At 64.0% G+C, this 17,602-nt stretch carries 12 protein-coding genes; 5 read left to right on the top strand and 7 right to left on the bottom strand.

Translation table 11 applies throughout. The features are described 5' to 3' along the window. Positions 1–2: 2 nt before the first annotated feature. From ACXZ1M_RS08590 to ACXZ1M_RS08560, 7 genes are all read right to left on the bottom strand, one after another. On the bottom strand, positions 3–1,619 hold the full coding sequence (locus ACXZ1M_RS08590) for an FkbM family methyltransferase (RefSeq protein ID WP_459052754.1): 1,617 nt from the start codon (positions 1,617–1,619) through the stop codon (positions 3–5). Then, positions 1,616–2,839 carry an ABC transporter ATP-binding protein gene (locus tag ACXZ1M_RS08585; RefSeq protein WP_459052753.1) on the bottom strand — a complete coding sequence of 408 codons (1,224 nt, stop codon included), beginning with the start codon at positions 2,837–2,839 and terminating at the stop codon, positions 1,616–1,618. The genes ACXZ1M_RS08590 and ACXZ1M_RS08585 overlap by 4 nt, the downstream gene beginning before the upstream one ends. Continuing rightward, entirely contained in the window at positions 2,839–3,639 is an 801-nt protein-coding gene (locus tag ACXZ1M_RS08580; RefSeq protein WP_459052752.1) for an ABC transporter permease, read from the bottom strand. Before ACXZ1M_RS08580 ends, ACXZ1M_RS08585 begins: the two co-directional genes overlap by 1 nt. Before the next feature lie 175 nt (positions 3,640–3,814). Beyond that, positions 3,815–4,543, bottom strand: a complete 729-nt coding sequence (locus ACXZ1M_RS08575) for a Crp/Fnr family transcriptional regulator (RefSeq protein ID WP_459052751.1) — start codon at positions 4,541–4,543, stop codon at positions 3,815–3,817. A gap of 33 nt (positions 4,544–4,576) precedes the next feature. Then, positions 4,577–4,888, bottom strand: a complete 312-nt coding sequence (locus tag ACXZ1M_RS08570) for a VanZ family protein (RefSeq protein ID WP_459052750.1) — start codon at positions 4,886–4,888, stop codon at positions 4,577–4,579. Positions 4,889–4,946: 58 nt separating this feature from the next. Continuing rightward, complete coding sequence (locus ACXZ1M_RS08565; RefSeq protein WP_459052749.1) at positions 4,947–6,182, bottom strand: tetratricopeptide repeat protein; 1,236 nt, start codon at positions 6,180–6,182, stop codon at positions 4,947–4,949. Continuing rightward, entirely contained in the window at positions 6,179–8,086 is a 1,908-nt protein-coding gene (locus tag ACXZ1M_RS08560) for a CHASE2 domain-containing protein (RefSeq protein WP_459052748.1), read from the bottom strand. The genes ACXZ1M_RS08565 and ACXZ1M_RS08560 overlap by 4 nt, the downstream gene beginning before the upstream one ends. A 196-nt stretch (positions 8,087–8,282) precedes the next feature. On the opposite strand from ACXZ1M_RS08560, the gene ACXZ1M_RS08555 reads away from it, so the two are divergent. The 5 genes from ACXZ1M_RS08555 to ACXZ1M_RS08535 all read left to right on the top strand — a co-directional run bounded on the left by ACXZ1M_RS08555 (position 8,283) and on the right by ACXZ1M_RS08535 (position 17,549). Further along, positions 8,283–9,773 carry a FecR family protein gene (locus tag ACXZ1M_RS08555; RefSeq protein WP_459052747.1) on the top strand — a complete coding sequence of 497 codons (1,491 nt, stop codon included), beginning with the start codon at positions 8,283–8,285 and terminating at the stop codon, positions 9,771–9,773. Positions 9,774–10,152: 379 nt separating this feature from the next. After that, complete coding sequence (locus ACXZ1M_RS08550) at positions 10,153–12,816, top strand: DUF4214 domain-containing protein (protein ID WP_459052746.1); 2,664 nt, start codon at positions 10,153–10,155, stop codon at positions 12,814–12,816. 256 nt (positions 12,817–13,072) lie between these two features. Further along, positions 13,073–14,851 (top strand): type I secretion system permease/ATPase, encoded by a 1,779-nt coding sequence (locus ACXZ1M_RS08545; protein WP_459052745.1) that lies wholly within the window; start codon positions 13,073–13,075, stop codon positions 14,849–14,851. Next, positions 14,852–16,216, top strand: coding sequence for an HlyD family type I secretion periplasmic adaptor subunit (locus tag ACXZ1M_RS08540; protein ID WP_459052744.1), 1,365 nt, complete (start codon positions 14,852–14,854; stop codon positions 16,214–16,216). A gap of 1 nt (position 16,217) precedes the next feature. Beyond that, positions 16,218–17,549, top strand: a complete 1,332-nt coding sequence (locus ACXZ1M_RS08535) for a TolC family outer membrane protein (RefSeq protein WP_459052743.1) — start codon at positions 16,218–16,220, stop codon at positions 17,547–17,549. Positions 17,550–17,602: the final 53 nt, after the last annotated feature.

Genomic DNA, 17,602 nt, shown 5'->3' with positions numbered 1-17,602 from the left:
ATTCAGTTCTGTTGGGTTTGGCGTGCGCGCTGCAGATCGTCGAGCGCCTTGCGGGCCGACTGCGGCATTTCGCGCAACTGGTGCGGCACGTCGGCGGCGCCGGCGGCCGGCGCGGCGCCGATGTGCAGGGTGTGCAGGGTGCGGGCGACCAGCGTGCGCAGGATCTGCGAGCGGGCCACCACCGGCAGCAGCAGGCGGCGCAGCCACTGGCGCGAGGTCAGCCAGCGCACGCCGCTGCGGGTGGCGTTGTGCGCCTCGCGCTTGAACTGGTTCGGCAGGCTGTTTTCGCCGCGCTGCATGAGCGTGCGCAGCGGCGCCGTGATGCGCCACGAACTGCTGGCGTAGACGGCCAGCAGGCGTTGTTCCATCTCGGCGCCCCAGGCTGCGGCCTGGTGCATGGAGGCTTCGAATTGCTGGGACTGGGCTTCGGCCTGGCGCAAGTCCGCCTGCAGTTGCAGGATCTGGCCGAGGCGCTGGTGCAGGTCATGGTCGCGCTGCGCCAGTTGCAGGCCGTGCTGGTGCTGCTGCTGGGCGGTTTCCAGTTCGTGCAGATTGCGCTGCTGGGCCAGCAGCAGTTCGTGCGCGCGCTCCTGCTCGGCCTTTTGCAGCACGTGGTGGTGCGCCATGTCGGTCAGCTGTTGTTCGTGGTTCTGCACCACCTGCGCCAGTTGCTGTCCGTGCTGTTCCTGCAGGCGCGTCAACTGCTGCTCGTACTGGCGATGGTGCTGTGCTAGCTGCTGCGCCTGCTGTTCGATGTCCTGCGCATGCTTTGCGCGGTCCTGCTCGTGCCGCTGCAGTTCGCGCTGCAAGTCCAGCTCCAGTTCGGCGCGGCGCGCGGTGGCCTGCTCCAGGCTGGCGCCGTGCTGCTGCGCCAGCTGCCAGGCGGCGTCCACCTGCTGTTCCAGCGCGGCGCCACGGCTCCAGGCCTTGTCCAGGTGGTGCACGATGAATTCGTCGAACACGTTCGGCTGCAGCTGCAGGCCGGCCGCCAGTTCGGCATGCTCGTCGGCCACGTAGTAGCGGTTCAGGCCGTCGAACCAGGCATACTGGTAACCGTGCTCCGTGAGCATGGCTTCCCAGGTGCTGTGGTTGCTGTCGCGGCTGTTGGGCATGATGGCTTCCACCACCACGATCCACGGCCGCCAGGCGGCGAAGTCCATGCCGCGCAGGACGTCGGCTTCGAAGCCTTCGACGTCGATCTTGAGGAAGTGCACCGGGCCGCGCACGTGCTCGCGGCAGATTTCGGTCAGCGTCAGCAGCGGCACCGTGTGCTCGACCACCTTGTGGCCGTGGGCGCGGTGGGCTGCGGCCACGCCGGCGTCGGTCGAGGCCCAGCCGTTGACCTCGGGCAGGTCGAACAGGGTGATGCTGCCGCTGGCGGCGCCGGCCGCCACGTTCAGGTTGATGTCGCGCGGACGCTGCTCGAGGAAGGCGGCGCGGTAGGACGGCATCGGCTCGACGTTGATGCCGCGCCAGCCGTGGTCGTAAAAGGCCTTGGTGACCGAATGCAGTTCCGGGTCGTTGGCGCCGACGTCGATGTAGAAGCCGTTCGGCACGTGCTGGAGCACGCGCCACAGCAGCACGTCCTCGAAATTCTGGGCGTAGGAAATGAAGCTCATGTGCTTTGTATGGTGATGTCCGGGTCCAGCCAGGCGGAACCCTCGAAATGCGGCCGGCGCATGTTCACCACGGTGAACACCAGCGCCAGGTCGCGCCACTCGTAATTGTTGACCAGGTGGGTCGCGGTGCTGACGATGGCGGTGGCGATCGAATAGCTGCCGGCGCCCAGGTTCATGTCGAACGCGAAGCGGTAGGTCACCTGCTGGCCGGCCTGCATGTCTTCCAGCGGCAATTCCTTCAGGTGGGTGTTGGTGCCGTACATGGGCTGGCCCAGGCGGTCCTTGATCATGTAGCCGAGCACCATGCGCGGAATCGGCGCGTGCACCGCCACCGTCACTTCCAAGGTCACCGGCTCGCCGACGTCCACCACTTCGACCGCCTCGCCGGCGGCGTTGACCAGGGCGATGCGGGCCACGGTCGCTTCGCCGGTGCCGGAAATCACCTGCAGCTTGCCGGCGTCGGTCTCGGCCAGGCGCAGGGTGCTGTTCTCGCGCTCGGCGATCATGGCGTTGTAGTAGTCCATGATTTCTTCCGGCTTGCCCTGGCGCGCCAGGCGGCCGCCGTCGAGCAGGATGGCGCGGTCGCACACCGACTGGATCGCCTGCTTGTCGTGCGACACCAGCAGCAGCGTGGTGCCGAGGCGGCGGTACTGGCGGATGCGCTCGAAGCTCTTGTGCTGGAAGTAGGTGTCGCCGACCGACAGCGCTTCGTCGACGATCAGGATGTCGGGACGGCGCGCGGTGGCGACGGCGAACGCCACGCGCATCTGCATGCCGCTCGAATACACGCGCACCGGCTGGTCGAGGTAGTCGCCGATTTCGGCGAAGGCTTCGATGTCGGGCATCAGCGCCGTGATCTCGTCGACCGACAGGCCGATCAGCTGGCCGGCCATGTAGACGTTCTGGCGGCCGGTGAAGTCCGGGTGGAAGCCCATGCCCAGTTCCAGCAGGGCCGCCACCTTGCCCTCCATGTAGACGCTGCCGGTGGTCGGATGGGTGGTGCCGGTGATCAGCTTGAGCAGGGTGCTCTTGCCGGCGCCGTTGATGCCGATCAGGCCGACCGCCTCGCCGGGCGCCACTTCGAAGCTGACGTCCTGCAAGATCCATTTGAGCTGGTGGCGCGGGCCGTTGAACGGCGTCAGCCATTCACGCAGGCGGGCGCCGCGCGTCGCATATTGTTTGTAGGCTTTGCCGAGTTGGCTGACAACGATTTTACCCATCAGAGTTCATCCACCATTTCGCCGGCGCGGCGGCGGAACAAATGCATGCCCAGCGCGCACAGCAGCACCGCCAGCACGGCGGCCGGCAGCAGTTTTTCCCAATGCGGCGCCTGGCCGCTGACCAGGATCGCCTGGTAGGACTGGATCACGGCCGCCATCGGATTCCAGTCCAGCATGCCGTGTACCTTGGCCGGCAGGATGCTGGCCGGGTAGACGATGGGCGTGAGCCAGAACCAGAACTGGATGAAGATCTGGAAGAACTGGCCGACGTCGCGGAAGAACACGTTGAGCACGCCGAGCACCATGCCGAGGCCGATGGCCAGCAGGATCTGCAGCAGCAGCACCGGCAGCAGCAGCAGGAACACGGCGCCGGGGAACTGGCCGCTGGCCACCAGGAAGATGGTGAACAGGCCGAAGATGATGCCGAAGTTGAGCAGGGCGTTGAGCACCACGATCACCGGCAGGCAAATGCGCGGAAAACTGATCTTTTTGATCAGGTTGGCTTGTTCGAGGAACATGTTTTGCGCGCGCGAGGTGATTTCGGCAAACAAGCCCCAGGTCAGGATGCCGGCGCACAGGTAGACGCTGTAGCCGTATTCGCTGGTGTCGCCGGGCAGGCGGCTTTGCATCACCTGCGAGAAGATCAGGGTGTAGACCAGGATCATGGCGAGCGGGCTCAGCACCGTCCAGGCGGCGCCCAGCATGGTGTTGCGGTATTTGGCCTGGAATTCCCGTTGTACGCTGCCGAGCACGAAGCCGCGATAGCGCCACAATCCGCGCAACATGGCGCCCGCCATCATGCGGCCGGCGCCTGCGGCGCCGGAAGGAAAGAGGGGTGTCGGAAAGATACGGTAGTCATAACAAGCTGCGGGGCGGCCGGGCCGTCCGGGGATGGATCAGCCGGCAATTATAGCGCAGGCCTTGTTACACTGGTAACGTGTTACAGCTTGTCACACAGTAACTTCGGGCGCCTCGCTACTCGGCCTGGGCCAGTTTTTGCAGCGCTTCGGGGTTCTTGATCAGCAAGCGGTGTGGTTCTTTTTGCACGATACCTTGTTGGGCCAGGGTCAGCAGCGCGCGGGTCACGGTTTCGCGGCTGGTGTTGATCATATTGGCAATATCCTGGTGGGTGGGCAGGTTTTCCACCACCGCGCCGTTGGCATCGCGCTTCTGCATCAGGATGATGAAGTTGAAGATGCGCTTGGTCGTATTGTTGATGCTGAGCAGGGCGCGGAACTCGGAGTCGCGCTGGATCTTCTGCGCCAGGTGGCGCAGCATGTGCGCCGCCACCGACGGCGAGTGCGAGAACAGGCGCATCGCCACCGGCGCCGGCAGGAAGGCCACCAGCACATCGCTCATGGCCACCACCGAGGCGGAACGGGTGGTGCCGTTGATCAGGGCGATTTCGCCGAAGAAGTCGCCCGGCACCAGCATGCGCAGGCCGATCGCGCGGCCGTCCTCGGTGATGTCGATCACTTGCAGCTGGCCGGCCAGCAGGAACAGCAGGCCGTCCCCCTGGCCGCCCTTGTGCAGCACGACTTCCCGTTTGGCGTAGGTGCGTATCCGTAGCTCGCTTTTCAGCGGGATGATTTCTTCGTCCGAGAGCTCGGCCAGCAGCGGAATCTTGCGCAAATGGATCTGGATTTGCCGCTCTTCACTGGCAGTTTGCTCGGTCGCGGTATCTGGGGCGGGTGGGGACGTCATGGCGAGATTGTAGCGCGTTCGGGGTGGAGCGTCTCAGAATGGTAGCCACAGCCAGCCGATTAGGCCGGCGCTGGCCAGGCCGGCCGCGTTGGCGGCCAGGTCGCGCCAGCTGAAGTTGCGGTCGGGGACCAGTTGCTGCAGGCACTCGATGAGCCAGCTCAGCACCAGCAGCCCGGCCAGCAGCAGCGCGCCTTCGGCGGTGCTCGAGGCCAGCGGCAACGCCAGCAGGCCCAGCGCGCCGAAGCCGGCGAAGTGCATCAGTTTGTCGTTCGGCATCGACGCCGGCAGCCAGCGGTTGGGCACCAGGCAGCCGGCCGTCAGCACCAGCGCGCCTGCGATTAACATTCCGAGATTCCAGCCCATGGTCCTGCCCGCGACAAAGTTTAAAGGTCCAACAGCGGGCTTACATGCCTTGCCATTGCCAGCTCAACTGCAATTGGCGGTCATTGTACTGAAAGATCGAGATATTTTCCCGATTTCGCACATGCCGCGCCTCGAGCTGCAAGGACTGGGTGGTGGTCAGCGGATAGGTCAGGGTGGCGCGCAGCATCTGGGTGGTCTGCTGGCGCGTAACGTCGATGAAGCCGGGCGAGTAGGCGCTGCTGCCGCGCCAGTGCTGTTGGCTGTAGCCGAGTTCGGCGCTGGTCTGGTCCCACAACGGCGTGCGCCACTGGGCCGTGGCCAGCCAGCCGTGGCGGCTGCCGCCGGGGCGGGCGTCGGACGAGCGGTCGTCCAGCAGCGAGACGCTGGCGCTGGCGCTGGTGTCTTCCTGGCGGTAGCTGAACTGGCCGCGCAGCTCGCCCGTGTTGGCGTTGAAATTGCTCAGCGTCAGGTATTCGACCCGGCTCAGCGAGGTGCTCAGGCTGAACTGCATGCTGCCCGGCAGCGGCAGCGGCGGGCCGATGCGCGCCTGCAGCTGGGCCTGGCGCTGGTAGAGCTGGCTGCCCAGCGTGATCAGGCCGAACGAGGCGCTGCCGTGCAGGGTCCAGCTGCCGTAGCGCCACGGCGTGTCGACCCCGGCGAACAGCGAGGACGAGTTGTAGGCGCCCAGGCGGTCGTAGCGGCGGTTCTGGAATTGCGCGAAGCCGGTGGTGCCGTTCGGCGACAGGTCGCGCAGGTAGTCGGCGGTGACGCTGGTGTACTGGTCGTGCTTGGGCAGGAAGTCGTCGGTCAGCGGCAGCTCGACCGCGATCCCGGCCGCGCTGGTGTTGTAGCTGGTGGTGCGGGTGCCCTGGTTGACGTTCTGGTCGATGCCGCGGCCGATGCTGACCGAGCCCTGGCCCTGCGCGTGCCAGCTGGCGCAGCCGGCCACGCGCGCTTCGGCGATCAGGTCGAGGATGCCGGGCGGCGGGTTGAAGCGCTCGCGGATATTGTCGAACAGGCGCTCGGCCTCGTCGGCGTGGCCCAGCGCGCACTGGATCAGCGCCAGGTCGAGCCAGGCGCCGGCGTGCAGCGGCTCGCGCTCGATCACGCGCATCAGGGTGGTGCTGGCGTCGCTCTTGCGGCCTTCGGCGATCGACTGCAGGGCCTGGCGGTACAGCTGCTGGGTGTCGTCGGACTCGTCGAGCGCGCGCGCGGCCGGCGCCAGCACGCACAGCAGTGCGGCCAGCACGGGCAGCCAGGCGCGGCGCCAATTCAAGAGCGTCGCTCCGTGGCGCCGGCCGGTGCGGGAATTGCCTGCTTGTCTGCGGTCATGGCTGTGTCAAAAGTATAGAGTACCGTGGGCTTTTCCTTGCCCCTTAATAAGCGTTCGCCCAGGCGCTGGAACTGGTGGCGGCGCGCCCGTTCCACCGTGCCGGCGCCGACGATCACGTCGTGCGGATAATCGCGCGCGGCCTGCTCCAGGCGCGACGCGGTGTTGACGCTGTCGCCTACCGCAGTATAGATGCTGCGGAAGGCGGTGCCAAAATCGCCGGTCATGGCCAGGCCGCTGTCGATGCCGATGCGCACGCGCAGCGGCGGATAGCCGCGCGCTTGTTGCTCCAGGCTAAATTTTTGCACGCGCCGCACAATAGCATGGGCGGCGTCCAAAGCCAAATCCGCATGTTGTAAATTTGGTAATGGTGCGCCGAAGAAGGCCACCAGGCCATCGCCGGTGTACTTGTCCAGCGTGCCCTGGTGGTCGATCACCGGCCCGGTCAGGCATTCGAGGAAATCGCGGGTGAGCTGGGCGGCGGCGTCCACGCCCATCGATTCGACCTGGGTGGTATAGCCCTCCATGTCGGCGATCAGGGTGGTGATGTCGAGCTGGCGCGGCGCCAGCGGATCGAGCAGGTCGCTGCGCAGCAATTCGGTGACCACGGCCGGCGCCACGTACTGGCGCAGGGTGTCGAGCAGGTGGCGCGAGCGGTGCTGGGCCTGTTGCCACTGGTAGGGCACGGCCACCGCCAGCAGGAAGAGCAGCGAGGCCAGCGGCGCGGTGGGCGAGAAATCGGCGTCGTGGCGGCACACGGCGTAGGCGACCAGCAGCCACAGCGCGCCGGCGCAGGCCAGCAGCAGCACGTTGCGCGCGGCCGACAGGCGCGGCAGGGTGTAGCCGGCCACGCCGGCCACCAGCAACATATAGAGCGCGGCGATCCAGCGGCCCGGCCACGGCGCCGGCGCCAGGCCGTCGCGCCGGTCCAGCAGGGTCGACAGCATGGTGGCCTGCACCCCGAGGCCGGGGCGACTGGCCGCCAGCGGCGTGGCGACGCGGTCGGACAGGGTCAGCGAGGAGGAGCCGACCAGCACCAGCCGGCCGCTGGCGCCGGCCGGGTCGATGCGGCGTTGCAGGATGTCGGCGGCGCTGACCACGGTGTAGGCGGTCCAGTCGCGGCGGTAGGCCACGCGCGCCGCCGCGCTGTCGCCGTCCGCCGCCAGGGGCAGGGCCGGGCCGCCGCCGCAGCAATTCAACAGCGCCAGGCTGAGCGCGGGATAGGTGCGGCCCTGGTAGCTGGTCAGCAGCGGCAGGCGGCGCAGGGCGCCGTCGGCGTCCGGAATGAAGCCGATGTTGCCAATGTGGCGGGCGCTGGCGGCCAGCAGGGCGTGATTGGCCAGGTAGCCGGTGGCCGGCGCGGCCGGCGCCGGCGCGCGGATTGCCCCGCCCAGCACCCCCTCGCGCAGCAAGTCCGGCCGGGTCTGGCTATAGTCGAGCGCCTGGGCCAGCACCAGCGGGCCGTGGCTGGCCAGCGCCGCCAGGCGGGCGTCGCCTTCCGGGGCACCGGCCTTGGGCAGCAGGATGTCCAGCGCCACGCCCCTGGATTGGTAATCGGTCAGCAGGATTTCCACCAGGTCGGCCAGGCGCGCGCTGGGCCAGGGCCAGGGGCCGAGCGTGGCCAGGCTGGTTTCGTCGACGTCCACCACCAGGATGCGCGGTTCCTCGGCCTCGGTGGTTTGCAGGCGTACATAGCGGTCGCGCAGCCATTCGGCCGCCAGGTCGCCGTCGCCGGGCGGCATCAGCCATTCAAAGCCGAGCGTCAGCAGCAGCGCGAGCAGCGGCAGCAGCCAGCGCAACGGGCGTAGGGTGGGCGTGGAGTGTGAGCGTTTGGCCGGGAAAATGATCATTAACGTCTTGCAATGGCCAAGCGCGGTAAGAAAGATTTGAAGTGCGCTCAGGGTACAATGCTTTCCCTTTGCGGGCAATGCTTTTGCTACAAAGTGTAACGTTTCAGGCGGCTTGCAGGCGGTACAGTAGAATGTGACCATCATCACGGAATGTTCCGTTGGATCAAGGATAATCCAGGCTGTACTGGAGAAAAATATGATGCGTAAATTCCTGTTTATGGCCGGCGCCCTGTTGCTGGCCCAAGCCGCTTATGCCGCCGAGGCAGGGAAAGTCATATTCGTCGCTGGTAGCGCCAAGGTGGCCGAGCGCCAGGCCGCGCTCAACACGTCGGTGGGCGAGGGCGAGCTGCTGGTGACCGGCGCCGACGGCTATATTTATATCAAGACCATCGACAACGGCCTGTTCATCCTGCGGCCGAACAGCCAGGCGCGCATCGCCAGTTACCATGTCGATAACGCCAACCCCGCCAACACCCGCATCAAGCTGGAACTGCTGAGCGGCGTGGCGCGCAGCCAGTCGGGCCAGGCGGTCAAGCAGGCGCGCCAGAATTTCCGCTTCAACACCCCGGTGGCCGCCATCGGCGTGCGCGGCACCGACTTCACCGTCTTTACCGACCAGAACACGTCGCGCGTGACCGTGTTGTCGGGCGGCATCACCATGAGCGGCTTTGCCGCCGGTTGCAGCCCGGACGGCAGCGGCCCGTGCGAGGGCAGCGCCACGCGCGACCTGTACGCCGCGCAAAAAGGCCAGCTGCTGCAAGTGCAGCGCGGCCAATCGGCGCCGCAGTTGCTTCAGGGGAATAGCTCGCTGGCGCCGGACGTGGTGGCGCCGCCGCGCATCGACGAGCCGGGCAAGGGCGCCAGCAATGCCGCACTGGATCTGAGCCTGGACGCGAAAAAGAATGTCGCCCTGCATAATCAGGTGCAGGCGCTGAACAACCCGCCGGCGCCGGATAGGCCGGGGGTGTCGGTGCCGCCGGAATCCGTCACGCCGCCGCCGGTGGTGGTGACGCCGCCGGAAGTGACGCCGCCGGAAGTGGTGACGCCGCCGGTGGTGGTGACGCCGCCGGTGGTGACGCCGCCGGTGGTGGTGACGCCGCCAGTGGAGACGCCGGCCGAAGTGACGCCGCCGGTGGTGACGCCGCCGGTGGTCACGCCGCCGGTGGTTGAAACCCCGCCGCCGCCCTTGAAGGAAGTGAGCTGGGGCCGCTGGACGGCGGTCGCCAGCAAGCCCGCCACGAGCGGCGTGGTATTGGATGGTTCCGACCGTCTCGCGCTGAACAGTAACTATGTACTGTTCCGTTCCAAGACGGGTAGTAATTATGTAGTGCCGGAAAAGGGTGGCGTGAGTTTTGCATTGCTCGATGGGGAAGCCACCGTAAAAGACCTGACGCTCAAAACATATTCGCGCGCGCTGGTGGAGAATGGGCAATTGTCGTTTAACTTTGATAAAGCCACCTTCAGCACCCAGCTCGACGTGGTGACCGGTAACGATCGTTTTACGCTGGCCAATGGCGGCCGGATAAACAAGGATGGCATGTTCACGTCTTCTAATAAGTACACGCCTGCCGCGAACATGGGGGTGACCGGCATTCTCGACAGCGAGAAGAGCGCCACCTATCTGTTCGACGCCTTGCTCGACGCGCGCCGGTCGGCCACCGGGGTGGCGCTGTGGGGTAAGAAATAAGCTTGTTCTGGAATCAGTTAAAACGCCGGCATACCATGCCGGCGTTTTTTATTTCGGCGCTCATTTAATAAGCAAAGTCGGTTTTTGAATATGCGGGGCCGGCGCGATTACCGGGTATTTGCCGTAGTTTTTAAAATGATAATATGCGGTTGGCGGTAGCTGAGTGGAAGCATTGCTTTATGGGTGACCATCTCTCATAATGGCCGCTTGGTTGACTTTGATGTAGTAAAAAGACCAAAAAAAGGAGGAAATCGGTGTTTTTTGTGACGACCGTCACATTGTGCGCCGGGGAACTTCTGCCATGATTCGGTACGCGAGCTTGCAACCGCAAGCTGTGGTGGACCGATCAGTTCATCTTTTAAACCCTAGGAGTTTTTTAATGGCTACTAATACCGAATTGGTACAACAACTGTACGTTGCTTACTTCAACCGCCCTGCAGACGTAGATGGCCTGGCCTACTACGTTGGCGTTCTGGAAGCATCCGCTGACCCAGTTGCCACCGCAGCTGCTATCAGCGCTGACTTCGCTAACGCAACCGAATACAAGACTGCCTACGCCAACATGTCGGCAAAACAGATCATCAACACGATCTACCACAACATCTTCGGTCACGAAGCTGACATCCCAGGCCTGAACTACTGGGCAGACCTGTACTCGGCCGGCTCAGTCACCCTGGCTAACGTTGTTACCGCTGTTGCTGGTGGCGCCCAAGGCACCGACGCAGTTGCTTACGACAGCAAAGTAGCAGCCGCTACCGAATTCACCGCCACCATCGCTTTGAGCGCTGACCAGCAAATCGCTTACGCGACCAGCCCAGCTGCCCTGGCAGCCGGCCAGACCTTCCTGGCAGGTGTTACCGATGCTGCAACCCTGGCTACCGCCATCGGCAGCGTAGACAGCATCGCTGGCGGCCTGGTACCTAGCGTGACCTCCGCTCTGACCGTTGGCGCTGACACCATCGTTGGCAAAACCGGCAACGACGTGTTCAACGCACTGACCATCGACGCCGCTGGCGCCAATGCTTCGACCCTGACCTCGTTTGACTCGGTCGACGGCGGTGCGGGCAACGACACCCTGAACATCTACAGCAACAACACCGGCGCTTTCAACAAGTTCCTGGCGACCTCGACCACCGTGAAAAATGTTGAAACCATCAACATCATCAACACCGACGGCACCGCTAACGGCTTCTACACCGAAACCGCTGGCGCAGGCACCCTGGATGCATCGAAATTCGCAGGCGTGACCGTTCTGTCGCAGACCGGCGCAGCTTCGGACATCATCAACCTGGCAGCTACCACCACCGCCGTGTACAAAAACCTGGCAAACACCGACCTGAACGTTGGCGCAGCTGATGCGGCCAAATCGGTTGCTGTTTCGCTGAACAACTTCGACGACGCTGGTTCGCTGACCATCGCCACCAGCGGTGCAGGCAAAGGCGTTCTGAACGCAGTGACCGTAAGCGGCGCAGTGGTTGACTCGGCTTCGAACGGCGTTGACGCTATCGATCTGGACATCACCGTTGGTAAAGACGTTCAGTCGCTGACCGTGAACACCGCTGCTGACGTGACCCTGACCGTGAACGACAACGGCACCAAAGTTGTTACCACCGTTGACGCATCGGCTTCGGCTGGCGCGATCGCCTTCGCGGCTGCCGACACCGTTGCCACCATCAAAACCGGCGCTGGCGCTGATGATGTTGAACTGAACACCGCGCTGACCGCAACCGTTAAGGCTGCTTCGGTAAGCACCGGTGCAGGCAACGACACCATCACCGTAGCCATCGACGACGCAGCAGCTGCTGCTGGTGTTGTCAGCACCGTGAGTGTTGACGCTGGCGACGGCAAAGACGTCATCAACGTCGAGATCTCGGCTAAAGCTGCCTACACCGTACTGGCTGGCGCTGGCGACGACAAAGTCGTGATCACCAGCGGCGTCATCAAAACCGACGACAAGATCGACGGCGGCGCAGGTGTTGACTCGATCACCCTGGCCAACGGCGCGACCCTGACTGCCGATGACTACATCGTCTTCAACAAAGTGCTGCTGAACTTCGAAACCCTGAAGCTGACCACCGCTGCGACCAACGTTGATGGTTCCCTGCTGGGCGCCAGCTACACCACCCTGGATCTGGCTGACACTTCGGTTATCACCAAAGTCACCGCTACCCAAGCTCTGGTGGCTAATGGCGATCTGGACGCTACCGCGGCCGGCCAAGACAGCGGCGCTTCGCCAGTTGTCTACGCAGGCACCCTGAACGTGACCGAAAAAGCAACCGGCACCATTACCGCAGAAGCTTCGGTACTGAACCTGGCTGTAGTAGGCGGCAAAGCTAGCGCTGTTGCTGCGGTGGAAGCGGTTGTGGAAGGCGATGTTAAGACTGCAAACATCACCCTGAGCGCCGGTACCGATACCGACACCGACGCACTGGTGGAAACCACCCTGGCCCTGGACGTCACCACCACCGCTCTGAAAGGTCTGGCTTCGCTGACCCTGTCGGGCAACGGTGCTGCCACCGTGACCAACACCGGCGGCACCAAGCTGGTGACCATCGATGCTTCGGGCCTGACCAACGTTGATGCCGACGGCGCCCTGTCCGGTACCGCACTGGACTACACCTCGACCTCGACCAAAGCTGAAACCATCAAGCTGGGCGCAGGCCTGGATGTGATCTCGATCGGTTCGTCGCTGTACGGTGGTCCAGACGCTGGTCACACCTTCGACAGCATCCAGGGTCTGACCCTGGTGTTGGATGCTGGTGGCGCAATCGATGCCGCCAAGTCGGACGCGCTGACTATCGTTGGTCAAGCTGGCACCATCCAGAAGTTCACCACCACCAAGACCGATATCGATCTGGCGCTGAAAGACGCGACTGCCTTCGCTCTGTCGAAAACCGCGACCGATGTTGTGTTCCAGATGGGTGGCAACACCTACTTCGTACACGATGGCGGTACGACGGCTGGCAGCATCGACGCAGGTGACATCGTCGTCAAACTGGTTGGTAACATCAACCTGGACGCTCTGATCCTGGCAGTGGGTTAATACCAAGCTTAGGGGAGTCTTGAAGCGCAAGCCGAGAGCTCTCAGAGTCTAAAAAGCCCCGCCTCGCAAGAGGCGGGGCTTTTTTTATCTGGATGTCGTAAATGCGTTACAAAGAAGCACTGGTGGGGCCTATTTCTGTGTGCTAAGATTCTGAAATGTGATCTACGTCACATTTTTTTGGTCAGGCTGCCGTTAAGGTAGCGACCATCCCGCTGCAGCGGTCCTGCTGCGCCGTCCCTCCTGTTTCAACGTTCTTATGACAAATAAACAACAGAATCCTAAAACCGAGATCGCCAAGGTCTTGCTGACGTTCAAACGGGCCTTCATGACCGTCGGCGCCTTCAGCGCGATCAGCAACCTGCTGATGCTGGTGCCGTCGCTGTACATGCTGCAGGTCTACGACCGCGTGCTGGGCAGCCGCAACGAGCTGACCCTGCTGATGCTGACGCTGATGATGCTGGTGGCCTACCTGATGACCAGCGGTCTCGACCTGATCCGCTCGTTCGTGCTGGTGCGCATCGGCGCCCGCTTCGACATGCAGCTCAACAAGCGGGTCTACACCGCCGCGTTCGAACAGAATCTGAAGGCGTCCGGCGTCAGCGCCGGCCAGTCCCTGATGGATTTGACCAATCTGCGTCAGTTCCTCACCGGCAATGCGCTGTTCGCCTTCTTCGACGCACCATGGTTCCCGTTCTACCTGATCGTCATTTTCATTTTCGAGCCGTCGCTGGGCCTGTTCGCGCTGTGCGGCACCGCCGTGCTGGTCATCCTGGCCGTCGTCAACGAGCGCGTGACCCGCGACCCGCTGAAGGAAGCCAACAGCATGGCCATCGTCTCGAGCCAGCTGGCCACCAATAACTTGCGCAATGCCGAAGTCATCGAGTCGATGGGCATGCTGCCCAACATCATGGAGCGCTGGTTCAAGCTGCATTCGCGTTTCCTGTCCCTGCAAGCGAGCGCTAGCGACAAGGCCGGCGTGGTGAGCGCCCTGACCAAGTTCGTGCAAACCTCGCTGCAGTCGCTGGTGCTGGGCTTCGGCGCGCTGCTGGTCCTGGAAAACAAGATTTCTCCCGGCATGATGATTGCCGCCTCGATCCTGGTCGGCCGCGCCCTGGCGCCGGTGCAACAGCTGATCGGCGTGTGGAAAAGCTGGAGCAGCACCCGCAGCGCCTACGAGCGCCTGAACCAGTTGTTGGGCGAAAACCCGGCACGCGTGGCCGGCATGGAGTTGCCGAAGCCGACCGGCGCCTTGTCGGTCGAAGGCGTCACCGCGATGACGCCCGGCGGCAAGAGCATGGTGCTGAAAGGCGTGAGTTTCGCCATCGTTCCCGGCGACGTGCTCGGGATCGTCGGCCCTAGCGGTTGCGGCAAGTCCACGCTGGCCCGCCTGCTGGTCGGCGTGTGGCCGGCGGCGATGGGCAAGGTGCGTCTCGATGGCGCCGACATCTATCAATGGAACAAGGACCAACTCGGCCCACACCTCGGTTATCTGCCGCAGGACATCGAGCTGTTCGCCGGCACCATCAGCGAGAACATCGCCCGCTTCGGCGAGCTCAATGCCGAGCTGGTGGTGGAGGCGGCCAAGCGCGCCGGCGTGCACGACATGATTTTGCAGATGCCGAAAGGCTACGACACCCCGCTGGGCGACGGCGGCGCCGGCCTCTCCGGCGGCCAGAAGCAGCGCCTGGGCCTGGCCCGCGCCATGTATGGCGACCCGGCGCTGCTGGTGCTCGACGAACCCAATTCGAACCTGGACGATGTCGGTGAAATGGCGCTGATCCAGGCGATCAAGGACTTGCGCGCACGCGGCAAAACCATCGTGCTGATCACGCACCGCACCAGCGCGATTGCCGTCACCAACAAGCTGCTGGTGATACGCGATGGCCAGGTCTCGATGTTCGGCCCGACCAATCAGGTATTGGCCGCGCTGCAGGAAAACAACCAGAAGCAAGTGGTCGCGCAGCAGGCCGCCGCGCAACAGGCTGCGGCGCAACAAGCCGCCGCACAGCAGGCCGCCGCGACCGGACAGGAGTAAATGATGAAACTAGCTAAATTCAACAACGAGAAGGCCACCGACGTCGTATCGCATCAGGTTACCCCGGTGACGGTCGATACCGACCCAACGAACTACGCCCGCCTGGGCTGGGTGATTGTGCTGGTGGGGGTGATCGGCTTCCTGGTGTGGGCCTCGTTAGCCCCGCTGGACAAGGGCGTGCCGATGCAGGGCGTGGTGGTCAAGGAAAGCAACCGCAAGACGATCCAGTATCCACAGATCGGCATGGTACAGGACATCCTGGTCAAGGACGGCGACATCGTGAAGGCGGGCCAGGTGCTGGTGCGCATGAACGACGTGGTGGTCAAATCGGCCGAGGAAGTCTCGCGCGGCCAGTATTTCATTGCCCGCGCCGCCGAAGCGCGCCTGCAGGCCGAGCTCAAGGGGCAGTCCGCCTTGACCTTCCCGCCGGCGCTGGCCGAGTTCAAGGATGATCCGCGCGTGCAGGACACCGTGGCGCTGCAAAACCAGCTGATGCAATCGCGCCAGATGGCCTTGCGCAGCGAGCTGGCCGGCGCCGAGGAAAACATCGCCGGCCTGAACGCCCAGGCCCAGGGCCTGGAGGAATCGCGCGAATCGAAGAAGCAGCAGCAGGCGATCCTCAAGGAACAGTTGGAAAACAACCGCGAGCTGGCCAAGGATGGCTATATTCCGCGCGCGCGCCTGCTGGACCTGGAGCGCACCTATGCGCAGGTCAACGGTGCGATCTCCGAGGACATCGGCAACATCGCCCGCGCGCGCCGCCAGGTGGCCGAGCTGAAACTGCGTACCGTTCAGCGCACCCAGGAATATCAGAAGGAAGTGCGCAGCCAACTGTCGGATGTGCAGAAGGAAGCGGAGGCTTTGCAAAGCCGCATCGTCGCCCAGTCCTTCGAAAGCGGCAACGTCGAAGTCAAGTCGCCGGTCGATGGCGTGGTGGTCGGCAGCACCGTGTTTACCAAGGGCGGCGTGGTGGGCGCCGGCGCCAAGTTGATGGACATCGTGCCGACCGACGACGCCTTGGCGGTCGAAGGCCAGTTGCCGGTCAACCTGGTCGACCGCGTGCACGTGGGCTTGCCGGTGGACCTGGTGTTCTCGGCCTTTAACAGCAACCGCACGCCGCATATCCCGGGCAGCTTGGTGGTCATCGCCGCCGATCGCACGGTCGATGAAAAAACCGGTGCGCCTTTCTACAAGGTGCGCGCGAAAGTCACGCCGGAAGGGCTGAAACTGATCCAGCACAAGAAGCTCGACGTCGTGCCCGGCATGCCGGTGGAGCTGTTCGTCAAGACCGGCGAACGCACCATGATGAGCTACCTCCTCAAACCGTTGTTTGACCGTTCCAAGTCGGCACTGTCGGAGGATTAACGTGAGCACTGTCATCAAGAAAAGCCGCCTGGCCGCGCTGCTGGCGCTGGGCCTGGCGCTGTATGGCGGCAACGCCGCCGCCATCGGGCTGCTGGACGCTTACCAGGCGGCGCTGCAGAACGATCCGCAGTACCGCTCCGCCTATTATGCCGGCGAGGCGGGCAAGGAGAACCGCATCCTCGGGCGCTCCAACCTGCTGCCGAGCATTTCCGGCAGCTTTAGCGGCAGCCAGAACCGGACCACCATCACCGATACCGGCCTCAAGCCGCGCGCCAGCGACTACATCAGCCGTTCGTCCAATGTGCAGCTGCGCCAGCCCTTGCTGAACCTGGACGGCTGGGCGCGCTACAAGCAGGGTGCGGCGCAAAGCGAGTACGCCGCCGCCCAGTTCGAGAGCCAGCAGCAGGAAGTGATCGTGCGCGTGGTGAACGCCTATCTGGACGTGTTGTTCAAAGGCGATTTGGTGCAGCTGGCCGAGTCGCAGCGCGACACGCTGGTCGAGCAGCGCAAGGTCAACGACCGCCTGTTCAAGGGCGGCGAGGGCACCGCCACCGACATGCTGGAAACCCAGGCTCGCCTGGATGCCGCCGAAGCGGCCGTGCTGGAAGCCAAGGATGCGCTGCTGGTCGCACGCGATACGCTGACCAGCGTGATCGGCACCGACCCCGGCGTGCTGGATGGCCTGAACCCGGAGTTCCGCTTGCGTCCGGCCGACACCGTCAGCTTTGAAGCGTGGAAGAATATCGCGGTCGAACGCAATCCGGACCTCAAGGCCTTGACCGCCGGCGTGGAGATCGCCCGCCAGGAAGTGAACAAGGCGCGCTCCGGCCATGCGCCGCGGGTCGACTTTGTCGCCGTGTACGCCCGCAATGCGTCCGACTCGATCCAGACCATCAACCAGGAGTCGGTGGTGCGCAGCCTGGGCGTGCAGGTCAACATTCCGCTGTATTCGGGCGGTGCGGTCAACGCCCAGAGCCGCCAGGCGGCGGCCAACAAGGAAAAGGCCAGGTACGACCTGGACGCGGAAACCAACAAGGTGTTGCTGGAACTGCGCAAGGACTACGACGCGTTGATGAGCAGCGGTGCGCGCATCGATGCGCTGCTCAAGTCGGTCGCCTCGTCCGAACTGCTGATCAAGGCCACCGAGAAAAGCGTGCAGGGCGGCGTGCGCATCAACCTCGACGTGCTCAACGCCAAGCAGCAATTGTTTACCGCCAAGCGCGACCTGGCGCAGGCGCGCTACAACTACTTGTTGAACACCTTGCGCATGCGCGCGTCGGTGGGCACGCTGTCGGCCGACGATGTGCGCGAGATGGCGCCGTACTTCCGTTAAATGAGACAGGGACGGCGGCAAAAAGTTGCACGGCCGCCTCCCTGACCGCATAC

The sequence above is a fragment of the Duganella paludis genome (assembly GCF_054461335.1).
The sequence above is the reverse complement of the archived record's forward strand: the minus strand, read 5'-3'. Positions and strand labels throughout refer to the sequence as shown.

What these genes read in the sequence shown, in the direction of transcription:
- ACXZ1M_RS08540 (WP_459052744.1), top strand. Translation starts at nt 14,852, where the DNA reads ATGATGAAACTAGCTAAATTCAACAACGAGAAGGCCACCGACGTCGTA.
- ACXZ1M_RS08545 (WP_459052745.1), top strand. Translation starts at nt 13,073, where the DNA reads ATGACAAATAAACAACAGAATCCTAAAACCGAGATCGCCAAGGTCTTG.
- ACXZ1M_RS08585 (WP_459052753.1), bottom strand. Translation starts at nt 2,839, where the DNA reads ATGGGTAAAATCGTTGTCAGCCAACTCGGCAAAGCCTACAAACAATAT.
- ACXZ1M_RS08580 (WP_459052752.1), bottom strand. Translation starts at nt 3,639, where the DNA reads ATGATGGCGGGCGCCATGTTGCGCGGATTGTGGCGCTATCGCGGCTTC.
- ACXZ1M_RS08575 (WP_459052751.1), bottom strand. Translation starts at nt 4,543, where the DNA reads ATGACGTCCCCACCCGCCCCAGATACCGCGACCGAGCAAACTGCCAGT.
- ACXZ1M_RS08570 (WP_459052750.1), bottom strand. Translation starts at nt 4,888, where the DNA reads ATGTTAATCGCAGGCGCGCTGGTGCTGACGGCCGGCTGCCTGGTGCCC.
- ACXZ1M_RS08560 (WP_459052748.1), bottom strand. Translation starts at nt 8,086, where the DNA reads ATGATCATTTTCCCGGCCAAACGCTCACACTCCACGCCCACCCTACGC.
- ACXZ1M_RS08555 (WP_459052747.1), top strand. Translation starts at nt 8,283, where the DNA reads ATGATGCGTAAATTCCTGTTTATGGCCGGCGCCCTGTTGCTGGCCCAA.
- ACXZ1M_RS08590 (WP_459052754.1), bottom strand. Translation starts at nt 1,619, where the DNA reads ATGAGCTTCATTTCCTACGCCCAGAATTTCGAGGACGTGCTGCTGTGG.
- ACXZ1M_RS08550 (WP_459052746.1), top strand. Translation starts at nt 10,153, where the DNA reads ATGGCTACTAATACCGAATTGGTACAACAACTGTACGTTGCTTACTTC.